Genomic DNA, 21,372 nt, shown 5'->3' with positions numbered 1-21,372 from the left:
GATTGGAGGTTTACCCTGTTGTCCGATAATAATAAGTTATTTATTCCACCCAAAAAATTTAAGGGTGAAACATCAGTAATATCTTCACGTCTCCCCAATGATATGATAAAAACAATTGATGATATAGCAGAAAATACTGGGAGAAACCGTAATGAGGTCGTAACTATGTGCCTTGAATATGCAATCATTAACATTGACACTGATTTAATGAAAGGAGATGAATAAATGCAGAAGAAAACATTTACATATTTAATATATCTTATCTTTATCGTAGTTTACTCTGCTCTTTCATTTATTCTTGTTAAAGAAAAAACCAATGTATTTTGGTGCGGTTATGTGTTTTTTGTTCTAGCCATCCTTATTTCTGCGGCTTTGACTGTTATTAGTGTTGAGAAGCGCAGTTCGGCTTTTCCTATTGAATTATCGTTAATTACTTTTTCCTATGTTTATGTAGTAATTACTTTTTTGGTAAATATCATTTTTGGAAAGGTGTTTGTACTACCTTTTAGACAATTTATAAGCATTCATATTGCCTGTTTAGGCTTGTTTGTTATCATCACGATTCTGCTGATGCTGGCTAAAGGTCAGGTGGTGAAGCAGAATCGTGAGGTGAAAACACAATTAGGGGAATTGCAGCCTCTTATTCAGGATGTTGAGAAAATCAAATCAAAATTGCCTGACTTATCTGCAAATATACGTACTCCGGTTATCAAGATGATTGACAAAGTTGCTGATCGAATACGTTTTTCCGAGTATTCAACAGAAGAAGCTATTGAGGAAATAGATAACAGGATACGTACTAAATTAGGCGAACTTCAAAATGAAGTATCTAATATGGCGAAAAATCAATCTGAAAATACGAAAGCTGTAGAATCATATGTAAACAGCGTTCTTCAACTGGTGGATGACAGGAATTCGCAGATCATTTCCACAAAAAGTGGTATATAACGGAGGGTAGAAAATGGCTATTGTAGAAGTAGTAAAATATAATGGAGGACCTGATGTTTTTGCTTGGAAATATCCCAGTGAAGAACTTGGTACTTGGACACAATTAATTGTAAATGAATCCCAGGAAGCGGTTTTGTTTAAGGGCGGTAAGGCTTTAGATGTATTCCAAAGCGGAAGATATACCCTTGACACAGCCAATATTCCAATTTTAAATAAGATAATCAATTTACCTTTTGGCGGCAGATCACCATTTACTGCAGAGGTATGGTTTGTTAACAAAGTATATTCTTTGGATATTAAATGGGGAACCGCATCACCTATTCAGCTGCAAGATCCTAAATATCAAGTTTTCGTCCCTCTTAGAGCTTTTGGGCAGTTTGGTGTAAAGATTGAGAATTCCAAGCAATTCCTTGTAAAGCTGGTTGGTACACTTCCGATATTTGATAAAGCAAACATGGTTAAATATTTTAGAGGGCTGTACTTAACCAAAGTTAAGGATGCAATCTCCACTTATCTGATACATAAGCAGATCAGCATAATGGAGATTAACGCATATATTGATGAGCTTTCAGCATTTCTTCAGGAGCGTATGGCACCAGTTCTCGAGGAATACGGAATCAGCCTTGTGAATTTCTATGTAAATGATATTAGCGTTCCGGAAGATGACCCTGCAGTAAAACAGTTAAAGAGTGCCCTAGCTAAGAAAGCGGAAATGAATATTATCGGCTACAACTATCAGCAAGAGCGTTCCTTTAATACTCTGGAAGGTGCAGCTAAGAATCCCGGAACATCTTCTCAGCTTATGGGAGCTGGTATGGGGCTTGGTATGGGTGTCACCATGGGTGGTGCAGTTGGTGGGCAGTTTGGCGGCATATCCCAACATCTTAATACAGCTGCGCCTGAAACTAAATTATGTCCTAACTGCAATTCCGTAATGGAGAAGACAAAGCGATTCTGTTCCGATTGTGGTTTTGATACACAGGAAAAGTCTAAGGGTAAGAAGACAAAAGATACTGCAATTTGCAATAATTGTGGCGCAGAATTTAAGAGCACCATGAAGTTTTGTCCGGAGTGCGGTGATAGATATAACCCATGCCCGAAATGTGGTGCGGATCTTGACGATGGGGTAACCATCTGCCCTAAGTGCAATTATGAACTTCCAACTCCATGCCCAAAATGTGGTGCGAATATTCCTAACAAGAACGCCCGGTTCTGCCCTGAATGTGGTGTTTCTTTAATAAAAACTTGTCCCGGCTGCAAAGCACCTATCAGCGGAAATCCGAAATTCTGCCCTGAATGTGGAACGAAACTGGAATAAGAGGGGATTTACAGTAAGAAATACTTGTTGCTGTAATTTCATATGTTGCTGATAATGAGAAAAAACCTGAAGTAAAAGATATAGATAATAACGATAATGGGAGGCATATAAATGGCTATGAAGGATTCACAGAAAGCAATAATGAAGTACAAAAGTAAAGGAATTATCCAGATTATCCTCGGATGGGTTTTTGCGATATTCTGGGGCTTTTGTGCCATAGCTGTTGGTACTCAGATAGAAGACTCTAGTGATATGGCAACATTGCTTATCCTTCTTGCTTTTACCGGAGGAGGCGTTTTGCTCATTCGCAAAGGTAAGAAAAAAATGAAGTTTTTAGTGACGTTTCAAGACTATAATGCACGGTTAGCCACTGATACAACAAAATCCATCGATTTGTTAGCAAGTTCGGTGGGAAAATCTGTAGATATAGTTAAAAAAGATATCATTAAAATGATTAACATGGGATTATTCCCTAATACATATATCAATCAGGAGCGAAACTGCATTGTATTCCCACAGATGGACTTTGTTGCCACAGGCGGTACAAATTCCATTCGCCAGCCGGTCAATACCCCCAGCGTAGAATTTATAACAGTTAAATGTTCCGGATGCGGTGCCACAAACAAAATTTCTAAAGGTACTGTAAGTGAATGTGAGTATTGCGGGGCCCAAATATCTGATAGGTAAGGTGATTAAATTATTAGTAATATAAGTACATATAATAAAAGTGCCACTTCTTGGGGCAGTATTATATTTATGTTTATCTTATTTTTTCCGGTTGGAATTTATATGCTTATAAAGAAGATGACTACTGAGAAATTTAATTATGCTAAGAATGGTAAAGCACTTCGAAGATTAGGATGGGTGCTTTTTAGTATTGGATGTATTTACATTTTTATAGGTGCTTCTGATAATTTTCAGGGGGTAGACGGAAGCAGCTAAGAGTGGTCAAATGCACCAGTTGTGGTGCAACTAACACCTTAAAGCCGGATACTCCAAACGAGTGCGAATACTGCGGGTCTCCAATTGAATAACTAGAGAAATTACATATGAAATATCAATTTGCAAAACCATATAAAAGAGCAATATTTATCCTGCTACAGCTATTGCAGATTATATTGTTTGCCAGCGTCCTTATTTTAGCAAATGAGGGCGCCTTTTAGTATGTAATTTAATTTGTACTGAAATAAAATCTATTTTTCTTTCATTGCAGATTACAGCAGTTATGCTATAATAAAATGCAATAATAATCTCATATCCAGATTATACAATTGAAACAAGAGAGGAAAACTAAGTGAAAAGGAATGTTAGTCTTAATGAAATATCTGACGGCAGACTATATGATTTAAATGACTTGGTAGAGGCAAGTTGTAATGGCTGTAAAGGGGCTGCTGTGTGCTGCCATGGAATGGGAAATTCTATTATTCTGGATCCCTATGATATATATCGGTTAACCACGAAACTGAATCTTGCCTTTGAAGAATTACTGATTGATAAAATAGAACTAAACGTGGTAGATAGTGTTATTTTGCCAAACCTTAAGATGGCAGGCACACATGAGGGATGTGCTTTTCTGGGACAGGAAGGAAAATGCAGTATTCATCCTTACCGACCGGGTATTTGCAGAATATTTCCCCTTGGAAGGGTTTATGATAATCATGATTTTAAATACTTTCTACAGACTAATGAATGCAATAGCCTTTCAAAAACCCAGATAAGAATCAGTAAGTGGATTGATACACCGGAACCTGAGAAAAATAAGAAGTTTTTGATAGATTGGCATTATTTTTTAAATGATGTGGAAAACATAATAAAAAACACACAGGATGAAAACTTGATAAGAAATGTGAATATGTACATACTAAACAGCTTTTATGTCAAGAAATATACTACAGATATGGATTTCTATATACAATTCAGTCAAAGACTAAGTACAATACGAAAGGTATTGAAATAATAAATCCAATAAAAATCAAAGCAAAATACAGTGAGAAATGAGGAAAACGAAGAATGAAATTAATGATAGCTTCCGATATACACGGTTCATCTTATTATTGTAAACTTATGCTAGAGGCTTTTGAAAGAGAAAAGGCAGACCGGCTGCTATTATTGGGTGACATATTATATCATGGGCCCCGTAATGATTTACCAAAAGAATATGCTCCTAAAGAAGTACTGGCTATGTTAAACGGGATGAAAGATAAAATACTATGTGTGCGGGGTAACTGTGACACAGAAGTGGATCAGATGGTTTTGGAATTTCCTATTATGGCGGATTACGCGATTGTTGCCATTGGAAAACATATAATTTATGCCACTCACGGCCATAATTACAATGAAACCAATCTGCCACCCCTGCAAAAAGGGGATATTCTTTTAAATGGCCACACTCATGTACCCAAATATACTGACCATGAAAATTATGTGTATATGAACCCGGGCTCTATATCCATACCGAAAGAAAATAGCTGCAATAGTTATATGATGATAGATGAGAGTCGGTTTGTATGGAAGAACCTTGAAGATGGAACGGAGTATTTGGAGTATAAAGAATAGCATAAGAAACTTATGAGGAAAAAGGAATAACTTTGCTTAAAAATAGTGAAGGAGGTTTTGGCATGAAAATTTTAGTGGTAATTGATATGCAGAATGACTTTATCGATGGTGCTTTAGGAACAAAGGAAGCGGTTAGAATACTCTCAAATGTGGGGCAAAAGATTAAAGAATATCGCAAATCCGGGATTCCGGTTATATTTACAAGGGATACTCATCAGGAGAATTATTTGGACACACAAGAAGGCAGGAATCTACCGGTACCTCATTGCATTTATAATACAAAAGGATGGCAGATATCTGAAGTATTGGAAGTTGCTGATTCTGCAATAATAGATAAACCTACCTTTGGATCAGCACAACTGGCACAATATATACAGTCCGAATATCCGGATTTGGATTTAGAGATTGAACTGATCGGATTATGTACGGATATCTGTGTTATCTCCAATGCAATGATTTTAAAAGCTTTCTTTCCAGAAGCAAGGATTATGGTTGATGCTTCCTGCTGTGCGGGAGTTACACCGGACAGCCATAAAACTGCATTAGAGGCAATGAAAGTGTGTCAGGTCTCAATTTTAAATGAAGCATTATAAAAATATTTTATAATATGGTGGAAAACAGTATTAAGAAGTGGGAATACTGTAATTAAAATCATATCATAGTAAACAAAAAAGTGCATGTATGATAATTGAACAAAATCTATGAATAACTAAGTAAATACATATAAAAAAAGTTGATATTTACAATTGTTTACATAGCTTTGGTAATAATTCATCCTGCACTTTTGTTTTTATTTAAAGAAAAATTAAACAAATAGTAATTGATTCTTAAAAATAGTGCTCGAAAATGGCAGTTACATATGTTATAATGTATCATGATATTGTAAAGGCATAAGTATACCATTAATTAGGCAATAATTAAATAAGAATATTACGTATAAGCTGATATAAGGACATAAAGAGATTATGATAATGGAAAAGAGAGGTTATCATGCTAAATAATGAAAAAATAAATGTTATGTCAAAACTTGCTTTATTTGAACAAAAGAATAAGGAAGATATTAGTATGAGCAAGTACTATAAAACCGATTATATTCGTTTGCAGGTTTTGAAAACAGTGGTAAGTGTTACCCTTGGATATATTTTTATTCTTCTCATGATTGGTATTTATAAATCAGAATATATTATTAGTCAGGCAGTAACTTTAGATTACGTTGGAATAGGTAAAATAATTTTAATGATTTATATACTACTTTTATTTGCGTATACAATTATAACGATTCTTGTATGCTCATATAAATACGATAAATCTAGAAGAAATTTATCCGGGTATTATAAATTTCTGAAAAGACTGGACCGAATCTATCAGGAAGGACAAATAGACGAATAGTCATTAGACTGTCTATTATGACATCTTCAGAAAAGAGGAAAAATTATAATGATGAATATTTTTGTTTTTAGGGAAAGATTAAGAGGTTTGTATCAAAAATATGAACTTTATATTGATCCTATAATTAAATTTGTGGTTGCTTTTATTGTGTTTCAGCTAATTAATTCTTCAATTGGTTATGATATAAGACTGAAAAAAATACCTATTGTATTATTGCTGTCTTTACTTAGCGCTTTTACTCCATCTGCAGTTTTGATTTTACTTGCTGTTTTAATATCCATTGGTCATGTATATGCCATGTCTAAGATATTATCCATAATTATTATTTTGATTATGTTAATTATTTACTGCTTATTTTTAAGATATACTCCAAAGTTAGGATATGTGGTTATTGCAATTCCAATCCTTTACTTATTAAAGATACCTTATGTTGTGCCAATTGTATTAGGATTATTTGCAGCACCGATTTCTATTATTCCTACAAGCTGCGGAGTAATCGTATATTATTTATTTAAAATTATTAAGGATGCACAGAATCTGCAAATGGATGTTTCAGTGGAAGATACGTTGCAGCTTTATACCAATGTGGTTAATCAATTAGTGACGAACAAACAGCTATTTGTAACAATCATTATATTCGCAGTTATTATTATTGTTACTTATATAGTCAGGCGTATGAAATTTGATTATGCCCATGAAATTGCTGTTGTTGCAGGTGCTTTAACATGTATTTTAGGATTTTTAATCAGCAATTTATTTTTTGACATTGATAATCAAATTGGAATTATGATACTGGGAACATTGGCCTCAGGTATTCTGGGAATTATTATCCAATTTTTCCATTTGGCATTAGATTATACGGGCGTGGAATATGTTCAGTTTGAAGATGAAGACTACTATTACTATGTGAAAGCAGTTCCTAAAATAAATGTAACAACACCCCAAATTAATGTGAAACGAATTAATCCTCAAAAGAAGTACAGCATGAAAGATGCTATTAAAGGGAAGAACAATTTAGAAAACAGAATTCATGAAGAAGATGAGGATGAAGATTACGAAGAAGACCAGGAATATATTGATTACGGAATAGATCGAAACGATGATGGGAAATAATATTGAGTGAAGTGGGTGTTACAAGATGGATGCAATAATAAGTTTTTTTAAAGATTACGTGGCATGGTTATCCTTACCTAAAATATGGATTACAGACATTATTGAGATTTTAATCATAGCTTTTGTAATATACCATATGGTTCATTGGGTTAAACAGACCCGTGCATGGATATTATTAAAGGGTCTTATTGTGCTGTTTGGATTATGGTTTGTAGCTACCCTGTTGAATCTGGATGTAATCATCTATATCTTTTATAAATCCATTAATGTAGGTATTATTGCGTTAGTTATTATTTTCCAGCCTGAATTTAGAAAAGCTCTTGAAAAGCTTGGTCAAAATAATATTATGACACCTATTTTCAATCTTAGTGATTCCAGAGATAAGAATGAACGCTTTTCAGATGAAACTTTAAATGCTATTGTAAGAGCAACATTTCAACTGGCGAAAACTAAAACAGGAGCATTGATTGTTATGGAAAAAGATGTTCCTTTATACGAATTTGAAAAAACCGGAATACCCATAGATTCATTAGTAAGCAGTCAGCTATTAATTAATATATTTGAACACAATACACCCTTACATGATGGTGCAGTTATTACTCGGGGAAACCGTATTGCAGCAGCCACCTGTTATCTGCCCTTATCCGATAATATGCAGTTAAGTAAAGATTTGGGAACCAGACACAGAGCCGGCGTCGGTATCAGCGAAGCCAGCGACAGTTTAACTATTATTGTATCTGAAGAAACTGGAAAAGTGTCCATCGCTATGGGCGGTACTTTAATACGTAATGTAGATGGTGATTATTTAAAAAGCCAGCTTGTAGTGGTGCAGAATAAGACAACGGATGTTAAGAAAATTAAGTTGTGGAAAAGAAGGTTTAAGCCTGGGAAAAATGATAAACAGGCTGATAATCAAAGCAAGTGATTCATTGAAAAGGTGATAAGGTTGAAGGAAAATAATAATATAGAAAGTATGCCACATCATGATTCTTTCAACTTGAATTTTTGTGGCAGTATCACAACTGTAAGTAGAGGTGATATGCAATGGGTGTAAACATGAAAGAAAAATTGACTAGAAACATCGGTCTTAAAATTCTATCATTAGCTTTAGCATTCCTTATTTGGGTAGTCATTCTAAACGTGGATGACCCGGCTATTACTAAAACGATTGAAGACGTCCCTGTAACAAGGATAAATGAAAATTCCATTATATCCAAAGACAAAATATATGATGTTGTTTCAGGCGATACAGTAGATGTTAAAGTAAAAGGGAAGCGTTCCATTATTGAAAAATTAGGAAAAGAAGATTTCAGGGCAATTGCAGATTTATCCAAACTGTCTATAACCTATGCTGTTCCTATTGACGTAAGCCTGCCAAGGTATCCTGAAGTCGAAATTAATCAAAAAGTAATGACTATGGAAGGTATTCTTGAGAATCGGATTACGGAACAATTCCGGGTTGACGTGGTAGAAAAGGGAGCTGTAGCACAAGGATACTATATATCGGCTAAAACAGCGCGGCCCAATATGATACAAGTATCCGGATCAGAATCCGTTATAAAGAAAATCAATGAAGTAGTTGTGGAAGTCAATGTTACAAACAGAGATGAATCTTTTAAAGAAAAGGACATTATACCGAAAGTATATGATAAGAATGGTTCTTTAATGGATTCCAGTAAGATGACTTTTAATTTTGAAAAAGTGGATGTAAATGTTAATCTTTTAAATACAAAAACGGTTCAATTGTTTGTAGAAATTAAAGGGACTCCTTATTATGGATATGAATTGGTGAACTTTGACTTTGAGCCAAAACAAGTTGTTATTGCAGGAAAACAGGAAGATCTTGATAAAGTGCCCTATATCTCGGCTGTTTATAATATTAATAATTTGCGTACTGATATAGAAGACGAAATTGATATAAAAGATTATATTACAGAAAATGTAATATTAATTGACGAAAATCAGAATGCAGTTATCAATATAGATTTAGAAAGAATAGAAAGCAAAGAAATAGGTTTTAATTCAAATGAAATAGAGCTTCGCAATGTACCTTATGGGACTGCGGCCATTGTAGATAATTCTTCTTTAGTTCATGTAAAAATAAGCGGGACGAGGGAGGAATTAAACAAAGTCAGTAAAGGCGATATAAAGCCTTACATAGATCTAGCTGGTGCCAGTATAGGAACAGAAGTGTATAATATTCAATTTGACAACTCTATCAAAGATAAAGTTGACTTAACAAATCCCAACGTCAGTGTAACGCTGGATTATATCAACTGATATGTTACAGAAACTGGTAACAACTTATGGGGAAGGTTAAATAAAACATATTAATAGCCAAAGGCGTTTATGGGAGGTAGAACAATGGTAAGTAGTAAGGTTGTAGTAAATAACCCAACCGGAATACATTTAAGACCAGCTGGTCTGCTATGCCAACTTGCATTAGAGTTTAACTCTAAAATTGATATAAAATTTAACGAAACAACGGCTAATGCTAAAAGCGTATTGAGTGTATTAGGTGCTTGTGTAAAAACAGGTGATGAAATCGAAATAGTTTGTGAAGGTGAAGATGAAGAGGAAGCATTAAGGACCATAATCAAAGCCATTGAGGATGGGCTTGGAGAAGAAAGTGTCCTATCAAATATCTAGAATAAATGCAGCTTACAGAGTGTCATTCCAAGTTTAAAAGACGAGGAATGACATTTTTGTTTTCTGAGTAATTATTTGAAAATATAAAACATATCGTATATATATAAGTTAGGTATTTTCTTTAGAAACCAATTAATACGAGAAGATGTGGTAACTATGGTGAGAAATAAATATTTAAAATTAGTAGTTGATTAATAAATATACCGGTGCTATAATGGAGAACAAATTATAAAACACCTAATTATAAATGACTTAAAGTCCTTTAGCAATATAGGTGTAACCAATAGAAAGGGATTGATCAGGATGGGGCTAGAGTAGACAATACCAAATTGTTCATCGTAAAAAAATACAGTGTGATATATCGACTCCATAGCTAGATAGTGTATCTATTAAAGGAACTTGTTTAATTATGCATTTACTATTTAAATTTATGGGAGGATTTATCATGATGAATTATAAGAGATATAAAAGAACACCAGCAGTTCGATTTCCGGAAAGACAGTGGCCAAATAAACAAATTGAGAAAGCACCCATATGGTGCAGTGTTGATTTAAGAGACGGCAATCAGGCCTTAATTGAGCCCATGGTGGTGGAAGAAAAGGTTGAATTTTTTAACCTGTTGGTTAAGTTAGGCTTTAAGGAAATTGAAGTGGGATTCCCATCTGCATCCCAAATAGAATATGATTTTTTAAGACAATTAGTAGATAGAAAATTAATACCCGATGATGTTACCGTTCAAGTATTGGTTCAATGCAGGGAACACTTGTTAAAGAGAACCTTTGAAGCATTAGAGGGAGTAAAGAATGCCATTGTACATATTTATAATTCCACATCCACCCTTCAGCGTGATGTTGTATTCCATATGGATAGGAAAGAAATTAAGGAAATAGCTGTTAGTGGGGCCCAATTGGTGAAAGAATATGCAAAAGATTTTCCTGGAAAGATTACCTTGGAATATTCCCCAGAGAGTTTTACCGGAACGGAATTAGATTTTGCTTTAGAGATATGTACAGCAGTACAGGAAATATGGCAGCCCACACCGGATAATAAGATTATATTTAATTTACCTTCAACGGTTGAGATGACTACTCCAAATGTTTATGCAGACCAAATTGAGTGGATGAACAGGAATTTTAAAGACAGAGAGAGTATCATATTAAGCGTTCATCCTCATAATGATAGAGGTTCCGGTGTAGCCAGTGCAGAATTAGCCATTCTTGCAGGAGCAGACAGAGTGGAAGGAACTTTATTTGGCAATGGAGAGAGAACTGGTAACGTGGATATTATCAATATTGCTTACAATATGTTCTCTCAGGGTATTGATCCAAAGTTAAATCTGGAAAATATAAATGAAGTTATAGAAGTATACGAACGCTGTTGTAAAATTCAAATACATGTAAGGCACCCATATGCAGGTAAGCTGGTATTTACAGCATTCTCCGGTTCACATCAGGATGCCATTAATAAAGGACTTAAAGCAATGCATGAAAGGAAGAGTCCTGTTTGGGAGATTCCTTATCTTCCTATTGATCCTTCCGATATCGGTAGAAAATACGAGCCTATTGTACGTATTAACAGCCAGTCCGGCAAAGGTGGAGTTGCCTTTATTATGGAAACATACTTTGGCTATAAACTGCCCAAGGGAATGCACAAAGAATTTGCTGATATTATTCAAATTATGTCTGAGAAACAAGGTGAAATCGCACCTGAGCAGATTATGGAGGCATTTAAAATCAATTACCTGGATAAAAAAGAGCCGCTGCACTTTAGAAAATGCAAATTTGAAGATTTATCTGATACTGATAATTCCTTTGACACTATGGCAACTGTTTTATATACCAATCATGGTGCTGAGAAAACCTTTGAATCTACAGGAAATGGTCCTATAGATGGGGTTTTAAAAGGTTTACAAAAAGAATTGGGTATTAACATAAAAGTATTAGACTACTCCGAACATGCATTGGGAGAAGGTGCTCATGCACAGGCAGCAGCTTATGTTCACTTGATGGATAATAAAACTGGTAAGACGGTCTTTGGTGTAGGCCAAAGTTCCAACATTACGAGAGCTTCCATTCGAGCTATCTTTAGCGCTTTGAACAGGTTGAATGAAGAATAATAAAGAATAATAAAAAGTCAGAGCATACAAAAATTTCAAGTTAGTATGCTCTGACTTTTTATTGTACAACTTTGAGGGTTCTATCTGCTATGATGGGACAGAACTTCATACTATAGATTCAGATTCATTGTATAATCTTATTTTATTGGTATAGCAAAATGTCTTTGTTTTTAACAGCACGATTCGAAATAGCATAACAATGCTTAGAAACTCTGAGGACAAAAAGGTGAAGGATGCCGTTAGAATATCTGGATTAGAAGACTTGGCTGAACTAAAGGTATGGATTATATGTGTGGTGAAGGCAGAAAGGGATTGTCTGGTGGCGAGCATCAGCGTCTTTCCATAGCAATTACATAAATATTAATTAATGACCAGAACTATAACTATAAAATGAGCCGCTCATAATAACAGGCTTATTAATAGATTCCCCAGTAATAACACCAGAACCATAAAAATTTACTTCTGCTGTTGGAAATACATCATTTGGTACGGACCAGTAAGAATCAACGTTTTCTAATGTAGTGTCAGTAGAAGATGCAATATACATGTTAGTTCCTAAAACTTTATCTATTTGTGCATAAAATCCAGAATCATGCATGTACACGGTACAATCTAAGAAGATAGTTGCTGGACCTTCTTGACATGTTCTTCGAATGTTATAAATATAATAGTAACCACCTAAAAGGGATGAACGTTTTACGGAATTGTTTAAATTGCTTTTGAGCTGTTTTTCCTCAGTGATTACTTCTAAAATCTTACCTGTTTCTTTATCGTTAATTGTGACAGTCACTATACCTTCATTTTTTTGAGATAAATCTCTTGAAATACAGATATCACTTTTATTATAATCTGAAGTTTCTAAAACGGTGTCTCCTAGTACAATTTCTGTAGATTTTTCATTGCTTACATTTCCTGTAATATTATTATCAGGCATAATCAATAATGAGAATGCTATTAATAAACATAATATACTTTTCTTTTTCATTTGAATTTCTCCTTTTTTACAACGGACATCTATATATTTACATATTAGTATATATATGGTAGGATGTGAACATAAATTCAAAATTATAAAGAAACCACATGGGGAAAGCTATTTATTGCGGGCGATGCAATTCAAAAGAGAAGATTGTGGAGGTGTTACTATTAACCGAACTAGCTTATCAAAGCGAATAAAAATCTATACAATTGTTTTAATTGCCATGTTACTTATAATAGTGGGTATTATAAATAGAGTGAATTCCCACACTGTCTATTCGTTTAAAAAAACATCATTAACTTTGGAACAAGCACAAGAGGAGTGCCCTCATTTGTTAATTACAGATAATGAACAACTTATTGCCGAAGAAATAATGGAAGTGCCAGATGTCCAAGCAGCATTGTCTGAAGAAATCGATGTTATTTTGGACAAATCTTTGATTGAAGAACTTTGCAATAAATGGATTTCAGACTTTAAAGTATACGATTTTTCCGTATTAGGACGCAATATTGTCCTTGATGGCCATTATGCCAACAATAGATGTATTTTAACGTTCAATGGAAATGGTTTTATCAGAAAGACAATATCTTTTGAAGAGTCAAAAAAATTATATGAAAACCTTAATAATGAAGAAATTAAAAAGAATACGAAATATTTGAACATTATTAAATCAATTTTTGGGTAATGATTGAAATTATCCTAGTAAAGATAATAAGCATAAATCATAAATAGATAAATAAATACTTCATAAAACTACTGACTTCAAGTTCACTTTAAGACCTGGTTGGTAGTTTTTTGTATGATAAATATAAAATTAATGTCAATAATTTAAATGAATATTGATAATTATTGTATGAAAGAACATTTAGGATATGGAATAACTTCTTCTTTATAAAGTGTTCTACTGGTATTTATATAAAAAATATATTATAATCGTATTTAGGCTTAGGCTTGTACATAGGGAATTGACATGAATTTTAGGAATGCCATAAATTTCCCTGAATTTTAAAATAATTTGGAAAGAATGGTGGATATTATGAAAAAGGTTATTACTTACGGAACCTATGATTTATTACATGTAGGACATATAAATTTATTAAGAAGAGCAAGAGAATTAGGAGATTATTTAATTGTTGTATTATCTACTGACGAATTTAATGCTATTAAGCATAAGACAGCCTACCACTGCTATGAAGACAGAAAGGTTATTTTAGAAGCCGTTAAATATGTAGATGAAGTACTTCCGGAATACAACTGGGAACAAAAAGTAAAAGATGTTGTAGACAATCAAGTAGATATTTTCGTTATGGGAGATGACTGGAAAGGTGAGTTTGACTTCTTAAAAGATTACTGTGAAGTTGTATATTTACCTAGAACAGAAGGTATTTCTACTACAAAAATTAAAAGTGATTTAAAATTAAGCAGCCCCAACAAATAGTCCGGTGGCATTTGTTATAAGCTGAAAGAGGATAAGAATAAGGAATATTATTTATTTTATATAAATGGAAATGCATTAAATGCAGAACTAAAAGTTTGAAAGAAAATAAAAGTATACAAAATACCACATCAGGATTCTTTCAACCTATTTAATTGGTATATCACATCTGCAAGCAGCGTATGCCATCTGCAAGGAGATTGGATATGGGTGAAATATGAATATGAATAAGTTAATTGTCACACTAAAAAATAGTGTAAAAAAGATAATAAAGAATGTAATTGTTCAATTGTATCATTTGGAAATAAAAATCCTTCCTTTGCAAAAGGACATGATAGTATTTGAGAGTAATATGGGACGAAATTACACCGGTAATCCCAAGTGTATTTATGAAGAAATGGTTCGACAGGGTTTGGATAATAAATACCGCTGTTCTTATTTACTGGATGACGTAACCATACCGATTCAAGGTAATGCAAAGAAAATAAGACGTTCCAGACTTCGCTATTACTTTATTATGGCTATAGCAGGAGTTATAGTCTGTGATTCCAGACAGCCTGAATATATTAGGAAAAGAAAAGGTGCTTATTTTATACAGACCTGGCATGGTACACCTTTGAAAAAGCTGGCTTTGGACATGGAGTCCGTATCAATGGACGGGGAAACAGACCTTGAAAAGTATAAACAGACCTTCTATCAGGATTCTAGATCCTGGGATTATCTTATTTCTCAGAATCGTTATTCTACAGATATCTTCAGAAGAGCCTTTGCCTTTGATAAAAAGGTTCTGGAAATTGGATATCCAAGAAATGATATCTTGTTTTCAGGTAATAATTCGGAGTATATAGAAAACTTAAAGCAAGAAATGGGACTGCCCCTGGATAAAAAGGTGCTTTTATACGCACCAACCTGGAGGGATAATCAGTTTTATGATAAAGGTGCTTATAAATTCGCCAGTACCCTTGACTTTGATTTATTGCAGAAAAAACTAGGTAAAGATTATGTATGTATTGTAAAATATCACTATTTGGTAAAAGACCAATTGGACTGGTCTAAATATAAAGGTTTTGTATATCAATTTGATATGTGCGAGGATATTGCCCAGTTGTATTTGATAGCAGATATGTTAATTACCGATTATTCCTCTGTCATGTTCGATTATAGTGTATTAAAAAGACCTATGCTGTTTTTTGCCTATGATTTAGAGGATTATAAAGATAACCTGCGGGGCTTTTACTTTGATTTTATGAAAGAAGCACCGGGTCCTATTACCCGTACAACGGAAGAGTTAGTTGAAGCAATACAGGAATATAATCCGGAAGATTATGAAGAAAAATATAAGGCATTTCATCAAAAGTATAATCATGCAGATGACGGAAATGCTTCAATAAAAATGGTGCAATTAATTGACAAACTTATAGTAAGGGGAGGAAAAGAATGATTAATAACTGGAAAAGTACAGCGAAAATAAAAGTAAAGGGCGTATATCACAATCTTCAATCCGTGGTTGAAAAACGTCAGGTAAAGGAAAGATTAGATCCCTATGATGCATCGGTAATCGTTAATAGAAAACCTGCTAAGATACAAAAGATTACTTTTGTTATTGAGCGAATGGCAAAATACAGTGGAGGACAAACCTCCATATTGCGTTTGGGTACTGAGTTGTCAAAACTAGGTTATGATGTAGGCTATGCGGTTTATAAGCCACAGACTAAGTCCGACATGGAAGAATGTGCCTCTTCAAACTTAAGTAACTATAAGGGAACTATGTATACCAATAAATATTTGGGAAAATTAAATTCCGATATTGTAATTGCCAGTTCATGGGACACCATATCCGTTGTGAAGAAAATGAAAGGGTATAAAATGTATTTTCTACAGGATTATGAACCATATTTCTATTCCTTTGGAGAATTGTTCCTTATGGCTAATAAAACTTATGAGCAAGGACTTCATATGGTGAGCCTTGGAAGATGGAACAAAGAAATGGTAGAGAAAAATTGTAAGGTGGTTTCACCTATTGATGTTATAGAATTCCCCTATGAGAGTAAAGAGTACCCTCACTGTAAACGTGATTATAGTGCTTATGGAAAGAAAAAAGATTTTATTATAGCGGTATATCTAAAATATTATGGTAAAAGACTGCCAACTATTATCCAGTATTTATTAAAACATGTGAAAGAAGAATTTGCTAAAGAGGGAATTAACCTTCATATTAAATACTATGGTGAAGACAAGAGCTTTCACTGCGAAGCCGGTACTAATTTGGGAATGCTGAGTAAGAAACAGTTATTATCGCTTTATCGCAAGGCGGATTTTGGTATGGTAGCTTCTATGAGCAATGTATCTTTAGTGCCTTATGAAATGCTTGCAACAGGGCTTCCTCTCATAGAATTCGAAGATGGAACATTTCCGTACTTCTTCCCTGAGAATAGTGCCATACTAACATCTTTATCTTATGAGGATTTGTATCGCAGGCTTAAGAATGTCATGGAACAACCTCAGCTTTTACAAGATATGCATGATACTTCACAAGCTTATCTGGAAACCTTAAGCTGGGCAAAAACAGGTAAGCAGTTTTCTGAGATATTAGAGACACTTTTGTAATTAACAAGGAGTTGTAATGAGAACCTTAATTAAAAAATTGCTGCCAAGTTGGTTGCTTACAATACTAAAAGAAGTTCGATATATATGGATTATATGCTTATTTCATATCTTTCATTTATTGCCCATTAATAAGAGTAAAATTGTTGTATGCAATGTATGGGGATTTGGAGATAATGCAAAGTATGTAACAGAGGAACTATTATGCCGTAAAATAGAGCTGGAAGAAAAAAAGAATCGAAAGAATCCTTTTACCATCTATTTTATTACGAACAATCCCAAGTCCGCCTATGCACCGGAGGGAATAAAAGTTTTAAAAACCAATTCTATAAGGGCAATCTTTGCATTGGCAACGGGTAAAGTCTGGGTCGATAATAACCGTAAAGAAAGCTACATAAGAAAAAGAAAAGGCCAATATTACATTCAAACCTGGCATGGTGGTATAGCACTTAAAAAAATAGAAAAAGACTATGAAGAACAATTAGGAGCAAAATATGTAGCCAATGCCAAACGTGATTCCAAAATGGCCGATTTGTATGTATCCAATAGCAGTTTTTGTACTAACATGTATCGAAACAGCTTTTGGTATGATGGGGAAATATTAGAGTGTGGCAGTCCAAGAAATGATATCTTGATACAGCCTAATTCTGCTTTAATGCGAGAGGTAAGAAACAGGCTGGAAATTGATCAAAATGTGCACATTGCACTCTATGCCCCAACTTACCGGGAAGGTAATAATACAAAGCCATATGAAATTGACTTCCATAAGCTGTTACATGTATTAGAAAATAAATTCAGCGGAAACTGGATTATAGCTGTAAGGCTTCATCCACTAGTTTCCGAACAAAGCAGTTTTATTACCTATCACAGCCAAATCATTAATGCCTCTCATTACCGGGATATCTATGAACTAATGGCAGCAGCAGATTTATTGATAACGGATTATTCCAATATTATGTTTGAATTTTCTTTCATGAAAAGGCCTGTATTGTTATATGCTTTAGATGAGGCAGAATACACGAAAGACAGAGGCTTTTATTTTGAATATGCAGTACTTCCATTCTTAAAAGCCAACAGGGAAGAAGAGTTATTTAACCATATAGCAGATTATAATCCGGAAGAAGACCAGGAAAAAGTACAGAAATTTTTAGATACATTAACTATATATGAAACAGGTGAAGCATCAAAACAGGTAGTAAACAAAATATTAGATGTTATAGACATCTAAGAAAGGATTAAGATATGATAATACTTCCTCTTTGTATTGTTTTAGCTCCCCGCATTGTCTGACTTAGGGCGGAATTGCGTGGAGCGGTAAGAAAACCGCCCTATTCGGACTTTGCAGAACTTAAAATATTAAAATAGTTAAGGAGCAAAGTCATGAATAAACTAAATAAATGGTACGAATTAAAAGATTTTTTAATACTATGGGCAGGTCAGTCTATTTCCTCTTTAGGAAGTGAAATGACGAAATATGCTCTAATAGTATGGGCTTATACGCAACAAGGTACGGTATCAAGTATTACCTGGCTGGCAGTGTGCAGTTATCTGCCCTCCATTGTATTTTGCTTTGCAGCAGGCGCATTGGCCGATAAATGGGATAAGAAGAAAGTGATGCTTATCAGTGATCTGATAGCGGCGCTTGGAACTATGACGGTTCTCTTTTTATATGCTAGCGAAAGTCTGCAATTATGGCATTTATATATCATAAATATCATAATTAGTTTTATGCATGCATTTCAAAATCCCGCCTCCTATGTTGCAGTATCCCTCCTTGCACCCAAAGACCAATATACCAGAGTAAGCGGCTTACAGGCTTTCTCAAATTCACTTGTAACCATAGTAACTCCGGCCCTTGCAACAACAATACTTTCTTTTCTTGATTTAAAAGCTGTCTTTATAATTGATTTAGTCAGTTTTGTAATCGCATTTAGTACATTATTGCTGTTTATTAAGATACCAAACATTAATTATGTGGATAAAAAAGAAAAATTTATAGAAAGTTGTGGACAGGGAATTAAATTTCTGAAAGAAAATAAAGCTTTATGGAGAATTATTTTATTTTTTTCCTTTATTAATCTTCTGGCATCTATATCCGGCAACAGTATCATGCCGGCATTAATACTTGCCAGAACGGACAATAATAAAATGATTCTGGGAATGGTTTCTTCTGCAATCGGTGTTGGGACACTGGTTGGCAGTATTTTAGTTACCATTATGAAACCTGCTGCGCATAAAACGAATGTAATCTTTCTATCTTGTGCCATTTCCTTTTTGCTATGTGATATTCTTTGGGCCACGGGCAGAATTGCACCAATATGGATATTTGCTGCATTTTCAGGTAATTTACCATTGCCTTTCCTTAGTGCAAATCTTACTACCATTATGCGGACGAAAGTTCCTATTGAAATGCAGGGAAGGGTATTTGCGGCAAGAGATACTTTTCAGTTCATTACAATACCCATTGGACTGGCTCTGGGTGGAATGTTAGCAGATTATATATTTGAGCCTTTTATGCTGGCGGCTTCACCAATTCAGCATATATTTTCCCTTCTGGTAGGAACAGGAAAAGGCTCCGGAATGGCAGTAATCTTTCTAATAACAGGAACCATAGGGTTTATAGTTAGTATGATTAGTTTAAAAAGTTCAATTTATAAGGAGTTAGATTACTAATATATCGTTGTGTTTAAAGCAATATAAATTTTCATAAGAAATTGTTTACTATTTTGGAGGAGTTAGATGGTAAAACTTACAATTATAGAAAGTAAATGCAGATGTGGATATTTTAAATCAGGGGATCAGTTTATTGTTGAAGATTTATGTCCGCCAATTTGTCATGAATTATGGAATTGTATTTATCCATTTGTTTATGCTCTTCAAAATGGAGCAATTCTAGATTATGGTAATGGAAAAGCACCGATGTTTGATATGAAGTGCCCTGATGGAGGAAAGGTACATATTCATGGAGAAAAAGTGGATTGAATCACTATAAAATTATAAAATGGGCCATCACACTAAGTAAATTAGTGTGATGGCCCATTTTTCAGCTGTTACTGTCACCCCTTAAATTATAGTGATTTATTTCTTTGGTACAATAGTACTGATAAAATCACTATATTCCTTAACGGTAGCAGATGGCACGTAATCCTGATCATCAAATAAAAACTTATGAAGTTCTGTTACATTTGCAGATAAATCCACAGGGAAAACATAGGAAATCTTTTTGTAGTAATCAGCTATCTTTTCAAAAGGGAAACCTGCCTGATCCACGATATTATAAGAGAAGATATCTTTAGCCAAATCTAACATATCAAGAGAATCGAGATTCGTATAAATCTGTGGGAACATCTCGTTCACGATAGAGTTAATGGTTAATACATCACAGGTTTTTGCCTTTTCGAATATCTTATTAATTACAATACGTTGTCTTTCAGCACGTTTAAAGTCGCCGCCTTTGGTATAACGGATTCTGGCATAAGCAGTAGCGTGAGTACCGTTCACCACCTGGGTTCCTGCTGATTTTAATTTACCTACACTGGTTCCGTTGATTTCATTTAACTCTTTCGTGTATCCATTCACATACTTTAGTTCTTCTTTTGTAATATCCAGTTCTATTCCACCTAATAAATCAACCACTTTACAGACTGCATCAAAGTTTACTGTAACATATTCTTTTACATCAAGGTCAAAGTTTTTATTGATAGTGCTAAGTGCTAAAGGATATCCTCCCCTAAAATAAGCAGCATTGATTTTATCATAGCCCCGCTCCGGAATATCTACATATGTATCACGGTAAATGGAAAGCAGTTTAACGTCCTTTGTTTTCTTGTTAATACTGGCAATCACAATAGTATCGCTGTGGGTGCTCTTCTCAAGAGCATTGTTTCTGGAGTCAACACCAAATATAGCAATATTTCGGTAACCACCGATACTATCACTGTCGATATCATTGGAGGCAATGGAAGAATCACCAGATTTATCAACATTGGTTTTACCTGTAAGGTAGAAGAAATATATAAATCCTCCTATCAATACCAGTAATATAATATCAATAAAGAAAAATACAATTTTTAATTTCTTATTCCTTCTTTTTTTCTTACTGCTCATATATATAACCTCTTTCCTGCATTTTGTTTTAACAGATATTTATTTCTGCCATAAAACTGTCACTCTGAGCAAAAATTCAACATAGTTGAAAAGTTCAACAAGATGAATTGGTGAAGAACCTAAGAAAGCTTAGCTATCCAGATTCTTCGTAAGTTCAG

General features: G+C 34.1%; 23 protein-coding genes. 21 read left to right on the top strand and 2 right to left on the bottom strand.

All coding sequences use genetic code 11. The features are described from left to right. Positions 1-18: 18 nt before the first annotated feature. The 14 genes from RT261_RS12625 (at position 19) to leuA (ending at position 12,089) form a co-directional block, all read left to right on the top strand. Entirely contained in the window at positions 19-225 is a 207-nt protein-coding gene (locus RT261_RS12625; protein WP_313132972.1) for a hypothetical protein, read from the top strand. Then, on the top strand, positions 226-948 hold the full coding sequence (locus RT261_RS12620; RefSeq protein WP_313132971.1) for a hypothetical protein: 723 nt from the start codon (positions 226-228) through the stop codon (positions 946-948). It begins immediately after the preceding gene. Between the two features lie 13 nt (positions 949-961). Next, positions 962-2,266, top strand: a complete 1,305-nt coding sequence (locus RT261_RS12615) for an SPFH domain-containing protein (protein WP_313132970.1) — start codon at positions 962-964, stop codon at positions 2,264-2,266. Positions 2,267-2,377: 111 nt separating this feature from the next. Beyond that, positions 2,378-2,953, top strand: a complete 576-nt coding sequence (locus RT261_RS12610; protein ID WP_313132969.1) for a hypothetical protein — start codon at positions 2,378-2,380, stop codon at positions 2,951-2,953. A 69-nt stretch (positions 2,954-3,022) separates the two neighbouring features. Continuing rightward, on the top strand, positions 3,023-3,208 hold the full coding sequence (locus RT261_RS12605) for a hypothetical protein (RefSeq protein WP_313132967.1): 186 nt from the start codon (positions 3,023-3,025) through the stop codon (positions 3,206-3,208). Between the two features lie 352 nt (positions 3,209-3,560). Continuing rightward, positions 3,561-4,223 carry a YkgJ family cysteine cluster protein gene (locus tag RT261_RS12600; protein WP_313132965.1) on the top strand — a complete coding sequence of 221 codons (663 nt, stop codon included), beginning with the start codon at positions 3,561-3,563 and terminating at the stop codon, positions 4,221-4,223. A gap of 53 nt (positions 4,224-4,276) precedes the next feature. Continuing rightward, positions 4,277-4,822 carry a phosphodiesterase gene (yfcE, locus tag RT261_RS12595; RefSeq protein ID WP_313132964.1) on the top strand — a complete coding sequence of 182 codons (546 nt, stop codon included), beginning with the start codon at positions 4,277-4,279 and terminating at the stop codon, positions 4,820-4,822. Between the two features lie 62 nt (positions 4,823-4,884). After that, positions 4,885-5,415, top strand: a complete 531-nt coding sequence (locus tag RT261_RS12590; protein WP_313132962.1) for a cysteine hydrolase family protein — start codon at positions 4,885-4,887, stop codon at positions 5,413-5,415. Positions 5,416-5,812: 397 nt separating this feature from the next. Then, positions 5,813-6,211, top strand: a complete 399-nt coding sequence (locus RT261_RS12585; RefSeq protein WP_313132961.1) for a hypothetical protein — start codon at positions 5,813-5,815, stop codon at positions 6,209-6,211. Between the two features lie 48 nt (positions 6,212-6,259). After that, positions 6,260-7,324, top strand: coding sequence for a hypothetical protein (locus RT261_RS12580; RefSeq protein WP_313132959.1), 1,065 nt, complete (start codon positions 6,260-6,262; stop codon positions 7,322-7,324). Positions 7,325-7,349: 25 nt separating this feature from the next. Further along, the gene (cdaA, locus tag RT261_RS12575; protein ID WP_313132958.1) at positions 7,350-8,249 is read left to right on the top strand and encodes a diadenylate cyclase CdaA; all 900 of its coding nucleotides are present in this window, start codon (positions 7,350-7,352) and stop codon (positions 8,247-8,249) included. A 119-nt stretch (positions 8,250-8,368) separates the two neighbouring features. After that, positions 8,369-9,604: a CdaR family protein gene (locus RT261_RS12570; protein ID WP_313132957.1), complete on the top strand. Its 1,236-nt coding sequence runs from the start codon at positions 8,369-8,371 to the stop codon at positions 9,602-9,604. 84 nt (positions 9,605-9,688) lie between these two features. After that, entirely contained in the window at positions 9,689-9,973 is a 285-nt protein-coding gene (locus tag RT261_RS12565; protein ID WP_313132955.1) for an HPr family phosphocarrier protein, read from the top strand. A gap of 445 nt (positions 9,974-10,418) precedes the next feature. Next, positions 10,419-12,089 carry a 2-isopropylmalate synthase gene (gene leuA, locus RT261_RS12560; protein ID WP_313132954.1) on the top strand — a complete coding sequence of 557 codons (1,671 nt, stop codon included), beginning with the start codon at positions 10,419-10,421 and terminating at the stop codon, positions 12,087-12,089. A 364-nt stretch (positions 12,090-12,453) separates the two neighbouring features. Here the strand turns inward: leuA and RT261_RS12555 are convergent, their stop codons facing one another. After that, entirely contained in the window at positions 12,454-13,074 is a 621-nt protein-coding gene (locus RT261_RS12555) for a hypothetical protein (RefSeq protein WP_313132953.1), read from the bottom strand. Positions 13,075-13,129: 55 nt separating this feature from the next. Between RT261_RS12555 and RT261_RS12550 the strand changes: the two genes are divergently transcribed. The 7 genes from RT261_RS12550 to RT261_RS12520 all read left to right on the top strand — a co-directional run bounded on the left by RT261_RS12550 (position 13,130) and on the right by RT261_RS12520 (position 20,089). Next, the gene (locus RT261_RS12550) at positions 13,130-13,753 is read left to right on the top strand and encodes a hypothetical protein (RefSeq protein WP_313132951.1); all 624 of its coding nucleotides are present in this window, start codon (positions 13,130-13,132) and stop codon (positions 13,751-13,753) included. Between the two features lie 351 nt (positions 13,754-14,104). Further along, positions 14,105-14,506, top strand: coding sequence for a glycerol-3-phosphate cytidylyltransferase (gene tagD, locus RT261_RS12545; protein ID WP_313132950.1), 402 nt, complete (start codon positions 14,105-14,107; stop codon positions 14,504-14,506). Positions 14,507-14,720: 214 nt separating this feature from the next. Then, the gene (locus RT261_RS12540) at positions 14,721-15,944 is read left to right on the top strand and encodes a CDP-glycerol glycerophosphotransferase family protein (RefSeq protein ID WP_313132949.1); all 1,224 of its coding nucleotides are present in this window, start codon (positions 14,721-14,723) and stop codon (positions 15,942-15,944) included. Continuing rightward, positions 15,941-17,110 (top strand): glycosyltransferase family 1 protein, encoded by a 1,170-nt coding sequence (locus tag RT261_RS12535; RefSeq protein WP_313132947.1) that lies wholly within the window; start codon positions 15,941-15,943, stop codon positions 17,108-17,110. Before RT261_RS12540 ends, RT261_RS12535 begins: the two co-directional genes overlap by 4 nt. A gap of 16 nt (positions 17,111-17,126) precedes the next feature. Next, positions 17,127-18,335: a CDP-glycerol glycerophosphotransferase family protein gene (locus RT261_RS12530; protein ID WP_313132946.1), complete on the top strand. Its 1,209-nt coding sequence runs from the start codon at positions 17,127-17,129 to the stop codon at positions 18,333-18,335. Between the two features lie 152 nt (positions 18,336-18,487). Beyond that, positions 18,488-19,780, top strand: coding sequence for an MFS transporter (locus tag RT261_RS12525; RefSeq protein ID WP_313132945.1), 1,293 nt, complete (start codon positions 18,488-18,490; stop codon positions 19,778-19,780). 66 nt (positions 19,781-19,846) lie between these two features. Continuing rightward, a complete protein-coding gene (locus tag RT261_RS12520) occupies positions 19,847-20,089 on the top strand; it encodes a TIGR04076 family protein (RefSeq protein ID WP_313132944.1) in 243 nt (80 codons plus the stop codon). A 96-nt stretch (positions 20,090-20,185) separates the two neighbouring features. Here the strand turns inward: RT261_RS12520 and RT261_RS12515 are convergent, their stop codons facing one another. After that, positions 20,186-21,214, bottom strand: coding sequence for an LCP family protein (locus tag RT261_RS12515; protein ID WP_313132943.1), 1,029 nt, complete (start codon positions 21,212-21,214; stop codon positions 20,186-20,188). Positions 21,215-21,372 lie beyond the last annotated feature (158 nt).

Origin of the sequence: Anaerocolumna sp. (genome assembly GCF_032079385.1) — a bacterium.
Taxonomy (GTDB): Bacteria; Bacillota; Clostridia; order Lachnospirales; family Lachnospiraceae; genus Anaerocolumna.
The sequence above is the reverse complement of the archived record's forward strand: the minus strand, read 5'-3'. Positions and strand labels throughout refer to the sequence as shown.

Bases quoted from the DNA above. Each gene is read 5' to 3' on its own strand.
- RT261_RS12620 (WP_313132971.1), top strand. From the start codon at position 226: ATGCAGAAGAAAACATTTACATATTTAATATATCTTATCTTTATCGTA.
- leuA (WP_313132954.1), top strand. From the start codon at position 10,419: ATGATGAATTATAAGAGATATAAAAGAACACCAGCAGTTCGATTTCCG.
- RT261_RS12535 (WP_313132947.1), top strand. From the start codon at position 15,941: ATGATTAATAACTGGAAAAGTACAGCGAAAATAAAAGTAAAGGGCGTA.
- RT261_RS12580 (WP_313132959.1), top strand. From the start codon at position 6,260: ATGATGAATATTTTTGTTTTTAGGGAAAGATTAAGAGGTTTGTATCAA.
- RT261_RS12565 (WP_313132955.1), top strand. From the start codon at position 9,689: ATGGTAAGTAGTAAGGTTGTAGTAAATAACCCAACCGGAATACATTTA.
- RT261_RS12610 (WP_313132969.1), top strand. From the start codon at position 2,378: ATGGCTATGAAGGATTCACAGAAAGCAATAATGAAGTACAAAAGTAAA.
- RT261_RS12515 (WP_313132943.1), bottom strand. From the start codon at position 21,214: ATGAGCAGTAAGAAAAAAAGAAGGAATAAGAAATTAAAAATTGTATTT.
- RT261_RS12550 (WP_313132951.1), top strand. From the start codon at position 13,130: ATGGTAGGATGTGAACATAAATTCAAAATTATAAAGAAACCACATGGG.
- RT261_RS12605 (WP_313132967.1), top strand. From the start codon at position 3,023: ATGTTTATCTTATTTTTTCCGGTTGGAATTTATATGCTTATAAAGAAG.
- RT261_RS12590 (WP_313132962.1), top strand. From the start codon at position 4,885: ATGAAAATTTTAGTGGTAATTGATATGCAGAATGACTTTATCGATGGT.
- RT261_RS12555 (WP_313132953.1), bottom strand. From the start codon at position 13,074: ATGAAAAAGAAAAGTATATTATGTTTATTAATAGCATTCTCATTATTG.
- tagD (WP_313132950.1), top strand. From the start codon at position 14,105: ATGAAAAAGGTTATTACTTACGGAACCTATGATTTATTACATGTAGGA.
- RT261_RS12520 (WP_313132944.1), top strand. From the start codon at position 19,847: ATGGTAAAACTTACAATTATAGAAAGTAAATGCAGATGTGGATATTTT.
- RT261_RS12530 (WP_313132946.1), top strand. From the start codon at position 17,127: ATGAGAACCTTAATTAAAAAATTGCTGCCAAGTTGGTTGCTTACAATA.
- RT261_RS12540 (WP_313132949.1), top strand. From the start codon at position 14,721: ATGAATATGAATAAGTTAATTGTCACACTAAAAAATAGTGTAAAAAAG.
- yfcE (WP_313132964.1), top strand. From the start codon at position 4,277: ATGAAATTAATGATAGCTTCCGATATACACGGTTCATCTTATTATTGT.
- RT261_RS12525 (WP_313132945.1), top strand. From the start codon at position 18,488: ATGAATAAACTAAATAAATGGTACGAATTAAAAGATTTTTTAATACTA.
- RT261_RS12570 (WP_313132957.1), top strand. From the start codon at position 8,369: ATGGGTGTAAACATGAAAGAAAAATTGACTAGAAACATCGGTCTTAAA.
- RT261_RS12585 (WP_313132961.1), top strand. From the start codon at position 5,813: ATGCTAAATAATGAAAAAATAAATGTTATGTCAAAACTTGCTTTATTT.
- RT261_RS12615 (WP_313132970.1), top strand. From the start codon at position 962: ATGGCTATTGTAGAAGTAGTAAAATATAATGGAGGACCTGATGTTTTT.
- cdaA (WP_313132958.1), top strand. From the start codon at position 7,350: ATGGATGCAATAATAAGTTTTTTTAAAGATTACGTGGCATGGTTATCC.